General features: G+C 73.9%; 12 protein-coding genes. 4 read left to right on the top strand and 8 right to left on the bottom strand.

Annotated elements, in window-relative coordinates; translation table 11 throughout:
• Window positions 1-64: 64 nt before the first annotated feature.
• The 3 genes from E1200_RS03815 to tkt are packed head-to-tail and all read right to left on the bottom strand — an operon-like array spanning window position 65 to window position 4,998.
• Complete coding sequence (locus tag E1200_RS03815) at window positions 65-1,741, bottom strand: glucose-6-phosphate isomerase (RefSeq protein WP_131950372.1); 1,677 nt, start codon at window positions 1,739-1,741, stop codon at window positions 65-67.
• Complete coding sequence (gene tal, locus E1200_RS03810; RefSeq protein WP_131950371.1) at window positions 1,738-2,853, bottom strand: transaldolase; 1,116 nt, start codon at window positions 2,851-2,853, stop codon at window positions 1,738-1,740. The genes E1200_RS03815 and tal overlap by 4 nt, the downstream gene beginning before the upstream one ends.
• Window positions 2,854-2,874: 21 nt before the next feature.
• The gene (gene tkt / locus E1200_RS03805) at window positions 2,875-4,998 is read right to left on the bottom strand and encodes a transketolase (RefSeq protein WP_131950370.1); all 2,124 of its coding nucleotides are present in this window, start codon (window positions 4,996-4,998) and stop codon (window positions 2,875-2,877) included.
• A 619-nt stretch (window positions 4,999-5,617) separates the two neighbouring features.
• Between tkt and E1200_RS03800 the strand changes: the two genes are divergently transcribed.
• From E1200_RS03800 to E1200_RS03790, 3 genes are all read left to right on the top strand, one after another.
• Window positions 5,618-6,532, top strand: coding sequence for a heme o synthase (locus E1200_RS03800; RefSeq protein ID WP_165950189.1), 915 nt, complete (start codon window positions 5,618-5,620; stop codon window positions 6,530-6,532).
• A 74-nt stretch (window positions 6,533-6,606) separates the two neighbouring features.
• The gene (locus E1200_RS03795; RefSeq protein WP_131950368.1) at window positions 6,607-7,836 is read left to right on the top strand and encodes a PrsW family intramembrane metalloprotease; all 1,230 of its coding nucleotides are present in this window, start codon (window positions 6,607-6,609) and stop codon (window positions 7,834-7,836) included.
• Between the two features lie 48 nt (window positions 7,837-7,884).
• Entirely contained in the window at window positions 7,885-8,886 is a 1,002-nt protein-coding gene (locus E1200_RS03790) for a COX15/CtaA family protein (protein WP_243708325.1), read from the top strand.
• A gap of 15 nt (window positions 8,887-8,901) precedes the next feature.
• Here E1200_RS03790 and polX read toward each other — a convergent pair whose 3' ends face one another.
• The 5 genes from polX to E1200_RS03765 all read right to left on the bottom strand — a co-directional run bounded on the left by polX (window position 8,902) and on the right by E1200_RS03765 (window position 14,241).
• A complete protein-coding gene (gene polX / locus E1200_RS03785) occupies window positions 8,902-10,620 on the bottom strand; it encodes a DNA polymerase/3'-5' exonuclease PolX (protein WP_131950367.1) in 1,719 nt (572 codons plus the stop codon).
• Window positions 10,621-10,695: 75 nt separating this feature from the next.
• Window positions 10,696-11,532, bottom strand: coding sequence for a proteasome subunit beta (prcB, locus tag E1200_RS03780; protein ID WP_131950366.1), 837 nt, complete (start codon window positions 11,530-11,532; stop codon window positions 10,696-10,698).
• A gap of 83 nt (window positions 11,533-11,615) precedes the next feature.
• Window positions 11,616-12,527, bottom strand: coding sequence for an EamA family transporter (locus E1200_RS03775; protein WP_131950365.1), 912 nt, complete (start codon window positions 12,525-12,527; stop codon window positions 11,616-11,618).
• Window positions 12,518-13,234, bottom strand: a complete 717-nt coding sequence (locus E1200_RS03770) for an ABC transporter permease (RefSeq protein ID WP_131950406.1) — start codon at window positions 13,232-13,234, stop codon at window positions 12,518-12,520. The genes E1200_RS03775 and E1200_RS03770 overlap by 10 nt, the downstream gene beginning before the upstream one ends.
• Window positions 13,235-13,314: 80 nt before the next feature.
• Window positions 13,315-14,241 (bottom strand): ABC transporter ATP-binding protein, encoded by a 927-nt coding sequence (locus E1200_RS03765; RefSeq protein WP_131950364.1) that lies wholly within the window; start codon window positions 14,239-14,241, stop codon window positions 13,315-13,317.
• A 232-nt stretch (window positions 14,242-14,473) separates the two neighbouring features.
• Between E1200_RS03765 and E1200_RS03760 the strand changes: the two genes are divergently transcribed.
• Complete coding sequence (locus E1200_RS03760; RefSeq protein WP_131950363.1) at window positions 14,474-15,715, top strand: arginine deiminase; 1,242 nt, start codon at window positions 14,474-14,476, stop codon at window positions 15,713-15,715.
• The last annotated feature ends 4 nt before the right edge of the window (window positions 15,716-15,719 follow it).

Here is a 15,719-nt window from a genome sequence, read left to right as displayed (position 1 = left end):
GACATTGGCGACCTCTCCTACGATCTTCTTCGCGCCGCGAACACCGCGCCGGGCGAACACGGAGTCAGGCGAGCGCCTCGGTGAGCTGGGCGAGTCCGTCCGCGCGGTCGCGCAGGTGGATCCGGAAGGCGGGGGCCCCCAGAGCCCGGACCACCCGCAGATCGCCGAACGCCTGCGCGAGCTGCAGCTCCCCGAGGGAGTACGGCCGCCCCGGCACCGGGACGTCATCGGTGACGGCCCCGGTGACCTGGAGGAACGCCCCGTTCCGGGGTCCGCCCTTGTGGTACTGGCCGACCGTGTGCAGGTAGCGCGGCCCCCAGCCGAACGTGACCGGCACCGGATGCCTGCGGGCCTTGGCGGCCCGCGCCGCCAGCAGCGGCCGCAGCCCGGCCGCCGCCGCGTCGCCGCGGCGGTCCAGGTAGGCCAGGACGGCGAGGTACCCGCCGTCCGGCACGCTCTCCAGCACGATCTCGAGCGCCTCGGTCAGGGTCTGCGCGCCGCGCAGCGCATCCTCCGCGCCGGCGTGCACCTCCACCGCCCCGGAGACCAGCTCCGGCGGCCTCCGCACGACCGTGGGCGCGGTGCCCTCCTCTGAGCGCAGCAACGCGCCGGTGCTCTCCGCCGACTGGGCGGTGTCCGGCTCGCCGAACGGATCGACGCCCAGCACCCGGGCGGCGACGGCCGCAGCGTACTCCCACAGCAGGAACTGCGCGCCGAGCGGGCCCGCGACGCTCACCCCGGCCTCGCGCCCGGGACCGGGCTCGTCCGGGCGGCTGCCCAGGATGACGCGGCGCAGGTCGTCGGTGAGCTCGAAGCCCGGCGCGTCCACGCCCTCCACCACGACCGGCAGCAGCCCCTTGCCGTCCTTGCCCAGCGCGCCGCCGACCAGCTGCTCCGCCCAGCCGGCGAAGCCGTGCAGGCCCGAGCCGTGGTCGGCGATCACGAGCTTGTCCCGGTCGCCGAGCGCGGACGAGGCCAGCACCGCTCCCAGCGCCAGGGCCGGATTGTCGTAGGGCTGCCGGAGCACCGCCATCAGCCGGGACGCCTCGTCCAGCAGCGCGGACACGTCGACGCCCGCGAGCGCCGCCGGGACCAGCGCCCGTGCGCCGAGCGCGCCGAAGCGCCCGTCGACGTCGGGTTCGGCGGGCACGAGGTGGTGCCCCGCCTCGGCGGCGGCCTCCGCGAGCGCGGAGCCCTCCTCCGCCACGACGACGAACCGGTGCGCCAGTTGCGCGCCGTCCAGCCCGGCCTCGTCGAACGCGCGGCCGAAGACGCGGTGCAGCGACTCGGCCTCGGTGCTCCCGTCCACCACGACGACGATCGTCCGGTGCGGGTCGCCGGCGAGGACGCCCGACACCTCGTGCGGGTCGGTGGTGTCGAGGACGACCAGCTCCGCCGGCGCCTCCCCGGACCCGAAGGCGGTGCGGTACATCGCCTCGGCGGCGACCGCGGCGCCCCCCGCCCCCGCCAGGACGACGCGGTCGAGCCCGCGGTCGCGGGCCTCGCCCGCCGGCCCGGCCAGCAGGTCCGCCAGCGACCGCGAGGTCTCCGGCAGCTCCAGCCAGCCGAGGCGGCGGGCGGCGAGCGGGGCCGCGTCGGGGCCCCACAGCTTGGCGTTGCGCGACGCCAGCGAGCCCGGCACGCCGTCGGAGACGAGCCGGTCGAGGACCGTCTCGCTCGCGTCGAGCACCGGGCCGCGGATGGTGACCGAGATCCCCCCGGCGGTCACCACCGAGGTCACGCGCCGGCCCCCTTGGACTCCAGCTCGCCGCGGATCGAGTCGAGCATCTCCTTCCACGACACCGCGAACTTCTCGACGCCCTCCTCCTCAAGGACCCGCACGACGTCGTCGTAGTCGACGCCGGCGTCCTTCAGGGCGGCCATGTGGGCGCGGGCGTCGTCGTAGGTGCCCCGGACGGTGTCGCCGCTGATCTGGCCGTGGTCGGCGACCGCCACCAGCGTCGCCTCCGGCATCGTGTTGACCGTGCCGGGCGCGACCAGCTCGTCCACGTAGAGGGTGTCGCTGAGGTCGGGGTCCTTCACGCCGGTGGACGCCCACAGCGGACGCTGCGGCCGGGCCCCCGCGTCCTTGAGCGCCTTCCACCGGTCGGTGCCGAACTTCTCCTCGTACAGGGCGTACGCGAGCCGCGCGTTGGCGAGGGCCGCCTTGGAGCGCAGCGCCTTCGCCTCGCCGGAGCCGGTCTTGTCGAGCCGCTTGTCGATCTCGGTGTCGACGCGGCTCACGAAGAACGACGCCACCGAGGCGATCTTCGAGAGGTCGTGGCCGTTCTCCCGGGCCTTCTCCAGCCCCGCGAAGAACGCGTCGATGACCTTGCCGTAGCGCTCCAGCGAGAAGATCAGCGTCACGTTCACGCTGATGCCCTCGGCCAGCGCCGCGGTGATCGCCGGCAGCCCCGCCTCCGTGGCCGGGATCTTGATGAACAGGTTCGGCCGGTCCACCAGCCACCACAGCGCGCGGGCCTCGGCGACGGTGCGCTCGGTGTCGCCGGCGAGCCGCGGGTCGACCTCCAGCGAGACGCGGCCGTCCAGCCCGTCGGTGCGGTCGTACACCGGGCGCAGCACGTCGCAGCCCCACCGGATGTCGTAGGTGGTGATCGCGCGGGCCGCCTCCTCGACGTCGACCCCGCGGACCGCGAGGTCGCGGACCTGGTCGTCGTAGGCGGTGCCCTGGCTCAGCGCCTTGGCGAAGATCGTCGGGTTGGACGTGACGCCCACGACGTGCTTGTCCTTGACGAGCTCCGCGAGGTTGCCGGTCCGCAGCCGCTCGCGGCTGATGTCGTCCAGCCAGATCGAGACGCCCTCGTCCGACAGCCGCTTCAGGATCTCACTCATCGTCTCCTCCTCGTCGCGTCTTCAGTTGCCGGTCGTGTCGCCGCGCCCGGCGTTGCGGACCCCGGCCCTGATCAGGCTCGCCTTGGCCGCCGCGACGACCCGCTCGGGGGTGATGCCGAACTGCAGGTACAGCGTCTTGTAGTCGGCGGACGCGCCGAAGTGCTCCAGGCTCACCGACTCGCCGGTGTCGCCGACGTAGGCGCGCCAGCCGAGCGCGACCCCGGCCTCCACCGACACGCGGGCGTGCACCCCGGGCGGCAGGACCTCCTGCCGGTAGGCGTCGGACTGCTCCTCGAACCACTCCACGCACGGCATCGACACCACGCGGGTGGGGGTGCCCTCGGCCTGCAGCGCCGTCCGGGCCTCCAGGGCGATCGCCACCTCGCTGCCGGTCGCGATGATGATCACCTCGGGCCGGCCGCCATCGGCGTCGGCCAGCACGTAGCCGCCCTTGGCGACGCCCTCCGCGGACGCCAGCTCGCCGCCGCGCTCGAACGTCGGCACGCTCTGCCGGGTCAGCGCGATGCCCGCCGGGCGGTCGGTGTGCCGCAGGACGGTCCGCCACGCGACGGCCGTCTCGTTGGCGTCGGCCGGGCGGACGACGTCCAGCCCGGGAATGGCCCGCAGCGACCACAGGTGCTCGACCGGCTGGTGCGTCGGGCCGTCCTCGCCGAGGCCGATCGAGTCGTGCGTCCACACGAACGTCACCGGCAGCTTCATCAGCGCCGCCAGCCGCACCGCCGGGCGCATGTAGTCGCTGAAGACCAGGAACGTGCCGGCGTACGGGCGGGTCCCGCCGTGCAGGGCGATGCCGTTGCAGATCGCGCCCATCGCGTGCTCGCGGACGCCGAAGTGCAGCGTGCGGCCGTAGCGGTGGCCGGGGAACTCCTTGGTCTGGAACTCCTCGGGGACGAACGACGGCTCGCCCTTCATCGTCGTGTTGTTGCTGCCGGCGAGGTCGGCCGAGCCGCCCCACAGCTCCGGCAGCACCGGCGCCAGGGCGGCCAGGACCTCGCCGGACGCCTTGCGGGTCGCGACCTGGGCGCCGGCCTCGAACTCGGGCAGCGCGGACTCCCAGCCGGACGGCAGCGCGCGGGCCGCGATCCGGTCGTACTCGGCCGCGCGCCCGGGGTTCGCCTCGCGCCACGCGGCGAACGCCTCGTTCCACTCGGCGTGGTCGGCGCGGCCCCGGCCGGCCACCTCGCGCGCGTGCGCCAGGACGTCGTCGGGGACGTGGAACGGCTCCGGGTCCAGGCCGAGGATCCGCTTGGTCGCGGCGACCTCGTCCGCGCCGAGGGCGGCGCCGTGGATCGCGCCGGTGTTCTTCTTGTTCGGCGCCGGCCAGCCGATGATCGTCCGCAGCGCGATGAACGACGGGCGGGACGTGTCGGCCTGCGCCGCCGCGTACGCCTCGGCGAGTGCGGCGACGTTCTCCGCGTAGTCGCCGTCCTCCGTCCAGTCGACGCGGTGCACGTCCCAGCCGTACGCGGCGTAGCGGGCCTGGACGTCCTCCGACATCGCGATCGCGGTGTCGTCCTCGATCGAGATGCGGTTGTCGTCCCAGAGCACGATCAGGTTGCCGAGCTTCTGGTGCCCGGCGAGCGCGCTCGCCTCGTGGCTGATGCCCTCCTGGACGTCGCCGTCGGAGGCGAACACCCACACGGTGTGGTCGAAGGGGGACTCGCCCTGCGGCGTGTCCGGGTCGAACAGGCCGCGCTCGCGGCGGGCCGCCATCGCCATGCCGACCGCGTTGGCGAGGCCCTGCCCGAGGGGGCCCGTGGTCGTCTCCACGCCGGCCGTGTGCCCGTGCTCGGGGTGGCCCGGGGTGAGGCTGCCCCACTTGCGCAGCGCCTTCAGGTCGTCCAGCGTCATCGGGTAACCCGACAGGTACAGCTGGATGTAGAGGGTCAGGCTGGAGTGCCCGCAGGAGAGCACGAACCTGTCGCGGCCGGGCCAGTGCGGGTCCGTCGGGTCGTGCCGCAGGAAACGCTGGAACAGGAGGTAGGCGGCGGGCGCGAGGCTCATCGCCGTCCCTGGGTGCCCGGAGCCCGCTTCCTCGACCGCGTCCATGGCGAGCGCACGGACGGCGTCCACCGCCCGCCGATCCTGGTCGGACCACTCAAACGTGCTGTTGTCCCTGCTCACGGAACGCCAGGCTCCTCTCGAACCGGTTGGTACTGTCCACTCTGCAATGCCGCACGCCCGGCGCGCGGCGTACCGCGGGCCGGGCCCGCCCGCGGCGCGGCCGGTCTTCCGCCGGCCCCGTGGGGCCGGCCGCGTCCCGCGGCCGGCGTGCCCGCGCCGCGCCCTGAGCGAGCCTATCGCGGGGGAGGGCCGCCGCAGGCGGGCGCGAAACGCGGTCGCGGGGCGCACGTCTCCGGCCGCCGGGTCCCCTGCCGGGGGGCCGCGGCCGCCGGGGTCGCGCCGCTCATGCACCCTTGCCCGTGGGCCTCCGGTACTAACCCCCCGGACGGGTGATCCCGCGGGTGATCCGGCGACCCGGTGCACGGCACCCGGAGGGGTCGGACTACAGTGATTGCGCGGTTGACGACACGGCCGCGGCAGTCAAGACGCAAGCCGAAGTTGCAGCACGCCGAGGCCGGCCCGGATGCACGGGGGCGCCGCCGAGGCGGTACGCGATTTCTCATTCCTAGCCAACGTGGACCCGATTGTGACGGTGCTCAGTAACAAGCGCGGGGTCGAGGTCGGACTCGACGATCTCTGCGACGAGGGTCCGGGGGCGCCGCCGGCGGCCCTCGTCCCGGTGCCCGCGGCGGAGGACGCCGCTCCGCGGACGCTCGGCGCGAGCGTGCGGGCCTATGTGGCGCTGACCAAGCCGCGCGTGATCGAACTGCTCCTGATCACCACCATCCCGGTGATGTTCCTGGCGGCCGGGGGAGTGCCGCCGCTGTCCACCGTGCTGCTGACGCTGGCGTTCGGGACCATGTCCGCCGGCGCCGCCAACGCGATCAACTGCTACATCGACCGCGACATCGACGCCAAGATGCGCCGTACCCGGCGGCGCCCGCTGGCCCGCCACGAGGTCACCCCCGCCCGCGCGCTGATCTTCGGGATCACGCTGGCGGTGCTGTCCACGGCGGGGTTCCTGCTCACCGTGAACCCGGTCGCCGCGGCGGGGTCGCTGTTCGCGATCCTGTTCTACGTCTTCGTCTACTCGCTGCTGCTCAAGCGGCGCACCTCGCAGAACGTGGTGTGGGGCGGCATCGCCGGGTGCATGCCCGTCCTCATCGGCTGGGCGGCGGTCACCGGCGGGCTCGCCTGGACCCCGCTCGTCCTGTTCGGCGTGGTGTTCCTGTGGACGCCGCCGCACACGTGGACGCTCGCGATGCGCTACCGCGAGGACTACGCGATCGCCAAGGTCCCGATGCTGCCGGTCGTCGCGGGCGAGCGCCGCGTCATCACCGAGAGCCTCGTCTACACGTACGCGACCGTGGCCTGCTCGCTGCTGCTGTGGCCCGTCGCGGGCATGGGCCCGGTCTACGGCGCCGTCGCGGTCGTCCTCGGCCTGGTCTTCGTCGCCGAGGGGCACCGGCTGCTGAAGGCCGTCCGCGCCGGGGTGACCGGCGTCCACCTGCGGCCGATGCGGTTCTTCCACCTCTCCAACGTCTACCTGGCGCTGCTGTTCACCGCCGTCGCCGTCGACCCGCTGCTGTTCTGACGCCGCCGCGTAAGGTGATCATCCCCTCCGCGGCGGCTTAGCGGTTCGCGTCACGGACCGTTACGCTTCGCGGCATGGCGCGTGTGGACCCCAAGGCGGTGCTGGAGGGACGGATTCCGGGCAGGCCCCCGGTCGCCCTCATCGTCGGCATGACCGTGTCGGGCGCCTGCGCCGCGATCGCGCTCGCGGTCATCGCCGCCTACGGGGGGCCGGGGTTCTGGGTCGGCGCGCTGCTCGCCATCGTGCCGATCCCCGTGCTGATCGCCCTCGCGCTCACCCTGGACCGGCTGGAGCCCGAACCCCCGCGTGCCCTGGTGTTCTCGTTCATGTGGGGCGCGGGCGTCGCCGTGCTCGGCGCCCTGGTGCTCAACACCGCCGGCCTGCTGTACATCACGGTCCCGATCTTCGGTGAGAGCGAGGGCCACGTCGTCAGCGCGACCTTCGGCGCCCCCGTCATCGAGGAGACGCTGAAGGGCGCGGCCCTGTTCGTCATGCTCTGGGTCCGCCGCAACGAGATCGACGGCTTCGCCGACGGCATCGTCTACGCCGCGATGGTCGGCCTCGGCTTCGCGATGATGGAGAACATCACCTACTACATGCGGGCGTACGAGGAGGGCGGCACCGAGCAGCTCGGGGCCGTGTTCATCCTGCGCGGCCTGATCGCGCCGCTCAGCCACCCGCTGTTCACCGCGATGACCGGCCTCGGCGTCGCCTACGCCGCCACGCACCGGCGGGGCCAGCTCGTCGCGCCGCTCGCCGGGCTGCTGGGCGCGATCGTCCTGCACGGCCTGTGGAACGGCGCCGCCACGCTCGGCGGGCTCGGCGGCCTGGCCGTCGTCTACGTGCTGGACTTCTGCATCCTGGTCGCCCTGATGGCCATCGTGTTCTTCGAGCGCCGCGCCACCCTGCGCCGCATGGAGACCTACCTGCCGGCCTATGTCGCGACGGGACTGGTGACGCCGACGGACATCCGGATGCTGCGCTCCCTCCCGGCGCGCCGCGCCGCGCGCCGCTGGGCCCGGCTCGCCGGCGGCCATGCGGCCGGCCGGGCCATGACGGACTACCAGCTCGCCGCGACGGAGCTGGTGCTGCTGCACAAGCGCGCCGACCGCGGCGTCGCCGACCGGAACTGGTTCGCGACCCGCCGCGACGCGCTGCTCAGCCTGATGGCGCTGTCGAGGCAGGCGTTCCTGCGCACGCAGGCGGGCGCCAGGGCGCGGCGGGCGGGGGGCCCGCCGTGGGCGGGGCCGGACCGGTCCGGGTTCCTGCCGCCGCCGGGCCCGCCCGGTCCCTACGGGAGGTGACCGGGGGCCGGATCACGGCCACTCCGGCCCGGCCATACGATTGGTGCCGTGGCAGAGCGACCGTCCTTCGACCTCCCGTCCCGGATGTGGAACGCCGTGTGGCGCCCGACGCCCGGGTCGCTGCGGCGGATCGCGCTGCTCGGCGTCATCGGCAACGTGCTGATCGTCGTGAGCGGCGGCGCCGTCCGCGTCACCAAGTCCGGGCTCGGCTGCCCCGACTGGCCGCGCTGCTCGGGCGACAGCCTCGTCCCGACGCACAACCCCGAGCACCACGTGCTGAACATGTCGATCGAGTTCGGCAACCGGCTGGTCACCTTCGTCGTGCTGGCCGCCGGGCTGCTGGTGTTCATCGCGGCGCTGCGGCTCCGCCCGCGCCGCAAGGAGCTCGTCTGGTGGGCGCTGGCCCAGCCGATGAGCGTCGTCGCGCAGGCGATCATCGGCGGGATCGTGGTGCTGACGAAGCTGCACCCCACGGCCGTCTCCCTGCACTTCCTCGTGTCGCCCGCCCTGCTGGTCTTCTGCGTGGCGCTGTGGATCCGCGCCGGTGAGGGCGACGCCCCGCCCCGCCGCCTGGTCGGCCCGTGGACGCGCCGCCTCACCGCCGCGCTCCTGGCGTCCTGCGCGGCCGTGCTCGTCGCCGGGACCGTCGTCACCGGCACCGGCCCGCACGCCGGGGACGCCGAGTCCCGCCGGTACGGCTTCGACATCACCGACGTCGCCCGCGTCCACAGCACGCTGGCCTGGGTGACCACCGCCCTGACGGTGCTCGTCATCATCGCCCTGTACCGGACGGGCGCCCCCGCGGCCGCCCGCCGCCGCGCCCACGAGCTCGCCGCCCTCATCGTCTTCCAGGGCGTCGTCGGCTACGTCCAGTACTTCCTGGGCGTCCCCGAGGGCCTCGTGCTGCTGCACATGCTCGGGTCGGTGCTGATGTGGATCGCGGCGATCCGCCTGTTCTTCGCGCTCCGCGACCGAGGCGAGGCGCCCGCCGCCGCGCCGCCTGTCCCCGAGGCGCCCTCCGCCCAGAGCCAGAGCCCCCAGCCCGTCTAGCGGCCCGGTGGCGGGTCAGGCTTTGCGGAGGAAGGCGCGCAGGCGCTCCAGCGGCCAGGTGTTGATGACGTCGTCGGGCGTCAGCCAGCCGCGCTGCGCGGTGCCGACGCCGTAGCGGATGTTGCGGTGGTGGCCGACGGAGTGCGCGTCGGTGTCGACGGCGAACTTGACCCCGAACCGCTTCGCGCGGCGGACCAGGTCGGCGGGCAGGTCCAGCCGGTCGGGGAACGAGTCGACCTCCATGGCGGTGCCGGTGCGGGCCGCGCAGCGGAACACCTCGTCCCAGTCGGCGTCGACGGGGGCGCGGCGGCCGATGCTGCGGGCGGTCGGGTGGCCGATCACGTGCACGTGCGGGTTCTCGCAGGCCCGGACGAGGCGCCGGGTCATGGCGTCCCGGTCCTGGGTGAAGTGCGAGTGGACCGACGCGACGCAGATGTCGAACCCGGACAGGAAGCCGGCGTCCCAGTCGACCCCGCCGTCCGGGCCGATGTTCAGCTCGGTGCCGTGCAGGAGCGTCATGCCGGGGTACTCGGCCTGGAGTTCGGCGACCCGGCGCCGCTGGGCGAGCATCTTCTCGTCGGTCATCCGCTGCATGACCAGGTCGGGCGCGTGGTCGGTGATCGCGTAGTACTCCAGACCGCGGGCCTGCGCGGTGGCGACCATGTCCTCCAACGAGGCGACGCCGTCGGTGAGGTCGGTGTGGCTGTGCAGGTCGCCGCGCAGGTCCGCCACGGTGACGAGGCGGGGCAGTTCGCCCTTCAGGGCCGCCTCGATCTCGCCGGTGTCCTCGCGGAGCGCCGGGTGGATCCAGGGCAGGCCGAGCCGCTCGTAGACCTCCTCCTCGGTCTCGGACACGATCAGCTCGTTCGACTCGGCGTGGAACAGCCCGTACTCGGACAGCTTCAGGCCCGCCTTCACGGCGATCTCCCGGGTGCGGATGTTGTGCGCCTGCGACCCGGTGAAGTACTGCAGCGCGGCGCCCCACGACTCGGGCGGGACGACGCGCAGGTCGACCTGCAGGCCCTTGGCGGTGCGGACGGACGTCTTCTTCTCGCCGCCCGCGATGACCTCGGCCACCAGCGGCAGCGCGGTGAACGCCGCCATCACCGGCCGCGGGTCGCGGGACGCCGCGAGGACGTCCACATCGCCGATCGTCTCCCGCATCCGGCGCAGGGAGCCCGCGTGCTCGCAGCGCTCCACCTGCGGCAGCGCGGACAGCGCCGCGACGACCTCGTCGGCCACGGTGGCGGCGGCATCGACCAGCACCCGCTCGCCGGAGCTGCGCAGCAGCTCGATGCCGTGGAGGATGTTCTCCTCCGTCTTCGGGCCGAAGCCCTTGAGGCCGCGCAGGCGGCCCTCGCGGATCGCGGCGGCGAGCTCGTCCACCGAGGAGACGCCGAGCTCCTCGTACAGGGCGAGGGCCTTCTTCGGACCGAGGGTCGGGATGGCCGTCAGGGCCCGGACCCCGGCGGGGATCTGGGTGCGCAGCTCCTCGACCTGCCGGATGGTGCCGGTGGCGGTGTAGTCGAGCACCTTCCTGGCGATCGCCTCGCCCACCGTGGGGATCTTGCGCAGCCCGGCCAGGTCGAGGCCGGAGATGTCATCGGGATGCCCGGCGATGGCCCGCGCGGCCTTCTCGTACGCCCTGATCTTGAAAGCGTCGCCCCCGGTGATCGAGAGGAGGTCGGCCAGTTCCCGGATGAGGTCAGCGGCCTCGTCGTTCGCCCGTACCATGCCCCGAGTCTAGGAGCCGCCACCGACGTTCCCCGTGCCCGGCGGGGCCGGGCCGCACGAGGTCAGCGCAGCGGGTCAGCGCAGCGGGGCGAGCGGGCCGCCCGGATTGTCCATCCGGCCGCGCAGGACCTCGTCGGCGATCGCGGACACCTCGTCCTGGGGGAGCCGCCGGTAGCCGTCCGCGGTGACCACCGCGATCGTCGGGTAGATGCGCCGGCTCCGGTCGGGCCCGCCGGTGGCGGAGTCGTCGTCGGCCGCGTCGTAGAGGGCGTGCACGCAGACGGTCGCGGCGTCCCGCTCGGAGAGGTCGCGGCGGTACAGCTTCTTCAGCGCGCCCGTCGCGTAGGGCGAGCCCGAGCCGTCCGCGTGGAAGTCGCGGGCCTCCTGCGGCGCGCCGGTGATGTCGTAGGTGTAGATGCGGCCCTCGCCGGTGTCGGGGTCGTATCCGGCGAACAGCGGGACGACCGCGAGCCCCTGCAGCGCCTGGGCGAGGTTGGCCTGGACGACGGCGCCGAGCCGGCGGGCCTTGCCCGGCAGCGACAGCGGGACGGTCTCCATCTTCTCGTAGTGCTCCAGCTCCACCTGGAACAGCCGGACCATCTCCAGCGCGAGCCCGACCGTCCCGGCGAACGCGACCGCAGAGTACTCGTCGCCGCGCTGCACCTTGTCCAGCTCGCGGTAGGCGATGCGGTTGCCCTGGGTGGCGCGCCGGTCACCGGCCATCATGACGCCGCCGGGGAACGTCAGCGCCAGGACGGTGGTGCCGTGCGGCAACTCGGGGACGTCTCCCTCCGGTACCCGGTTGACGGGCAGCAGCTCCGGGGAGTGGACGCGCAGGAGGTCCACGAACGACGCGGGCCCCGCCTCGAAGAACTCGGGCGGTATCCCCTGCTCCTGGCTCCGGCCGATCACGGCGGCTCCTCTCGTTCGTCCCGGCGGTCTCGCGGTGTCGATCCTTCCACGCTGCCACATCCCCCTGCCACTCACGCCACCCGTCAGGCTTCGGGCGCCTCCGGCGGATTCTGCTGCCCCCGCGTCACGCCCACGCAGGCGATGACGACGCAGCAGACGGCGACCCACTGGCGGAAGGTGAGGAACTCGCCGAGCAGCAGCATCCCGACCAGCGCGGCGGCGGCCGGCTCCAGGCTCATCAGGATCCCGAACACGCGGGCGGGCATGCGCCGCAGCGCCTCCAGCTCCAGCGAGTACGGGACGACCGACGACAGCAGCCCGACGCCCACGCCGATCAGCAGGAGCTCGGGATCCAGCATCGCGGTCCCGGCGGAGGCGGCCCCCGCGGGCAGCACGACCGCCGTCCCGACGATGCTGGCGAACGCGAGGCCGGTCGTCCCGGAGAAGCGCTTGCCGGTGGCCGCGGTGAGCAGGATGTAGGCGGCCCAGCCCACCCCGGCCAGCAGCGCGAACGCGATGCCGACCGGGTCCAGTCCCTCGGTGCCCCCCCTGGCCAGCAGGACGACGCCCGCCCCGGCCAGCACGGCCCACAGCGCGTCCCGCGGGCGGCGCGACGCGACGACCGCCACCGTCAGCGGCCCCAGGAACTCGATCGTGACGGCCGCGCCCAGCGGGATCCGCGCGAACGACTGGTAGATGGACACGTTCATCAGCGCCAGCGCCAGCCCGAAGCAGGCGGCGACGGCGAGGCTGGACCGGGAGTGGTCGCGCAGCACGGTCCGCAGCGCCTTGCGGGCCAGGAAGCCCAGCACGATCGCGGACGTCAGCAGCCGCATCGACACGACGGCGCTCGGCGGCAGCCGGTCGAACAGGTGCTTGGCGAGGCCGGCGCCGACCTGCACGGAGATGATCCCGAGGACGACCAGCGCGGGCGGCGGCACCGAGCCGAGCGGGAGGAGCCGGGCGCGCCAGGACGGCCGGGCCTCTACTCCCACCGGAAGAAGCGGGCGGCGAGCGCGAGGCCCGCCACCGCCCACACCGCGAGGACGAGCACGGGACCGGCCGGGAGCGCCGCACCGTCCTGCAGGACGTCGCGCAGCCCCTCGGCGAGCGCTGAGATCGGCAGCAGCTCCAGGGCGTCCCGGACCGGGGCGGGGAACTCCTCCAGCGGGAAGACGACCCCGCCGACCGCCAGCAGCAGGACGTAGACGAGGTTCGCGGCGGCGAGGGTGGCCTCCGCGCGCAGCGTCCCGGCCATCAGCAGCCCGAACCCGCTGAACGCGGCCGTGCCGAGCAGCAGCAGGACGAGCACCGGGAGGGGGCCGCCGTGCGGCTGCCAGCCGAGCGCCAGCGCCACCGCGCAGATCACCGCGGCCTGCAGCGCCTCGACCGCGAGCACGGTGAGCGTCTTGGCGGCGATGAGCCCGCCGCGCGGCAGCGGCGTCGCGCCGAGCCGCTTGAGCACGCCGTAGCGCCGCTCGAACCCGGTGCCGATCGCCTGCCCGGTGAACGCCGTGGACATCACCGCGAGCGCGAGGACGCCGGGGGTGAGGAAGTCGACGCGGCGCCCGTCGCCGAGGTCCAGCAGCGAGGTGGCGCTGAACAGGACGAGCAGCACCACCGGGATGATCAGCGTCAGCAGCAGCTGCTCGCCGTTGCGCAGCATCGTGCGCAGCTCGTAGCGGGTCTGCGACATGACCATCCGCGGCAGCGGCACGGCGGCCGGCGCGGGGGTGAAGTCGAGGGCTGCCGGTCCCCGCGGCGCGGCCTCGTGCCGGGTCGTCACGGGCGCAGCTCCCGTCCGGTCAGCTCCAGGAAGACGTCCTCCAGCGTGCGGCGCTCGATGCGCAGGTCCTCGGTCAGGACGCCGTGCGAGGCGCACCAGGCGGTGACGGTGGCCAGCAGCTCGGGGCGCACGTCCGCCTCGATCAGGTAGTGCCCGGCGGGCGACTCCTTCGCGGCGCACCCGGCGGGCAGCGCCGACAGCAGCTCCTCCAGGCCGAGGCCGGGCCGGGCGCGGAACCGCAGCTGCCGCTCGGCGCCGGTCAGCTCCTCCGGCGCGCCCTCGGCGACGACCCTGCCGTGGTCGACGATGACGACGCGGTCGGACAGGTGCTCGGCCTCCTCCATGTTGTGCGTGGTGAGGACGACCGACACGCCCGCGTCCCGGAGCTCCCCGATCAGCTCCCAGGTCGAGCGCCTCGCCTGCGGGTCGAGGCCGGTGGTGGGCTCGTCCAGGAAGACCAGCTCGGGCCGCCCGACCACCGCGACCGCCAGCGAGAGCCGCTGCTGCTGCCCGCCCGACATGCGGCGGAACGGGGTGCGGGCGTGCCCGGACAGGCCGAGCCGCTCCAGCAGGGCCGGCGGGTCCAGCGGGGTCTGGTGGAACGAGGCGACGAGGCCGAGGAACTCCCCGGCGCGGGCCGTCGCCGGCACGCCCCCGGACTGCGGCATCACGCCCACCCGCGGCTTCAGCGCCCGCCCGTCCGCGGCCGGGTCGAGGCCGAGGACGCGGACGGTGCCCGCGTCGGCCCGCCGGAACCCCTCGCAGATCTCGATCGTGGTGGTCTTGCCGGCGCCGTTGGGGCCGAGCAGCGCGGTGACGGCGCCCCGGGCGGCGCTGAGCGACAGGCCGTCCACGGCCGCGACCGGGCCGTAGCGCTTGACGAGCCCGTCCAGCTCGACGGCGCCGTCTCCGGGGGTGGTCATGCCGACGAGTCTAGAACCGGGGCCCGACCGGTCCGTTCCGGGTCCCGCCCGTGCCCGTGGTGAAGATCCGGCAAAGCCGCCCGGTGCCCGCGGGGCCGCGCCGGACCGCCGCCCGCCCTGCGCGAACGGCCCGGTTTCGTTCCCGCGAGCGGGGGAATCGACCGCCTGTCGCCGGGGGTCTGCGGCGAGCCAGGGCGTCGCGGCGGCGTGGCCGCGTCCCGAGGAGGTGGGGATGCCGTTCCGGGTGGAGTCGGAGGTCGGGCGGCTGCGGGCCGTCCTGCTGCACCGGCCCGAGCTGTCGCTGAAGCGCCTCACGCCGACCAACGCCGCCGGGCTGCTGTTCGACGACGTGCTGTGGGTGCGGCGCGCCGAAGAGGAGCACGCGGAGTTCGAGGACGTCCTGCGCGCCCGGGGCGTGCGGACCTACCTGCTGATGGACCTGCTGCGCGAGACGGTCGAGATCCCCGAGGCGCGCAAGCACATCCTCGACTCGGTGATCGACCCGCACTGGTTCGGGCCCCTCGCCACCGACGCGATCCGCAACTGCTTCGACGCCATGGACCTGGACGACCTGGCCGCGTACCTCGTCGGCGGCGTCACCAAGCGGGAGATGCTGGAGCGGATGCCGGCGCCCGCGTCCATCGCGTTCCACTCGATCGGGCCGGACGGGTTCGTCCTGCCGCCGCTGCCCAACCACCTGTTCACCCGCGACCCGTCCTGCTGGATCTACGACGGCGTCTCGATCAACGCCATGCGCAAGAAGGCGCGCATGCGCGAGACGGTGAACATGGAGGCCGTCTACCGGTGGCACCCCATGTTCGCCGGCGGCTACGACGCTCCCGGAGCGGGCGGCTACCGCGTGTGGAACCGCGGCACCGAGATGGCGCCGGCGACGCTGGAGGGCGGCGACGTCCTGGTGATCGGCAACGGCGCCGTCCTGGTCGGGATGAGCGAGCGGACGCAGCCGCAGGCGGTGGAGATGCTCGCGCGGTCGCTGTTCGCCGCCGGCTCCTGCACCCGGATCGTGGCGCTGCGGATGCCGCAGAAGCGGGCGTTCATGCACCTGGACACCGTGATGACGATGGTCGACCACGGCGTGTTCACCACCTACGCCGGGCTGGGCCTGCTGCCGTCGCACACCGTCGAGCCGGGCGACACCGAGAAGGAACTGAAGATCACCGACCATCCCCCCGAGGACATGTACACGGCGATCGCCGCCGCGCTCGGCATCGACGAGGTGCGGGTCCTCACCCCCTCCCAGGACGTGTTCGCCGCGGAGCGCGAGCAGTGGGACGACGGCAACAACGTGCTGGCCCTGTCGCCGGGCGTCGTCGTCGCCTACGAGCGCAACACGACGAGCAACAACCACCTGCGCGCGAACGGGATCGAGGTCATCACGATCCGCGGCAGCGAGCTGGGGCGGGGACGCGGCGGGCCGCGCTGCATGACCTGCCCGATCGAACGGGACGCCTGAGGGC

It is taken from the genome of Actinomadura sp. GC306 (assembly GCF_004348665.1).
Lineage (GTDB): Bacteria > Actinomycetota > Actinomycetes > Streptosporangiales > Streptosporangiaceae > Spirillospora.
This window is presented reverse-complemented; position numbering and strand designations above follow the sequence as displayed.

Excerpts from the sequence above, each read along its gene's own strand:
- tal (WP_131950371.1), bottom strand. The coding sequence starts at position 2,853 with ATGAGTGAGATCCTGAAGCGGCTGTCGGACGAGGGCGTCTCGATCTGG.
- E1200_RS03795 (WP_131950368.1), top strand. The coding sequence starts at position 6,607 with ATGGCGCGTGTGGACCCCAAGGCGGTGCTGGAGGGACGGATTCCGGGC.
- polX (WP_131950367.1), bottom strand. The coding sequence starts at position 10,620 with ATGGTACGGGCGAACGACGAGGCCGCTGACCTCATCCGGGAACTGGCC.
- E1200_RS03770 (WP_131950406.1), bottom strand. The coding sequence starts at position 13,234 with ATGGTCATGTCGCAGACCCGCTACGAGCTGCGCACGATGCTGCGCAAC.
- E1200_RS03765 (WP_131950364.1), bottom strand. The coding sequence starts at position 14,241 with ATGACCACCCCCGGAGACGGCGCCGTCGAGCTGGACGGGCTCGTCAAG.
- E1200_RS03760 (WP_131950363.1), top strand. The coding sequence starts at position 14,474 with ATGCCGTTCCGGGTGGAGTCGGAGGTCGGGCGGCTGCGGGCCGTCCTG.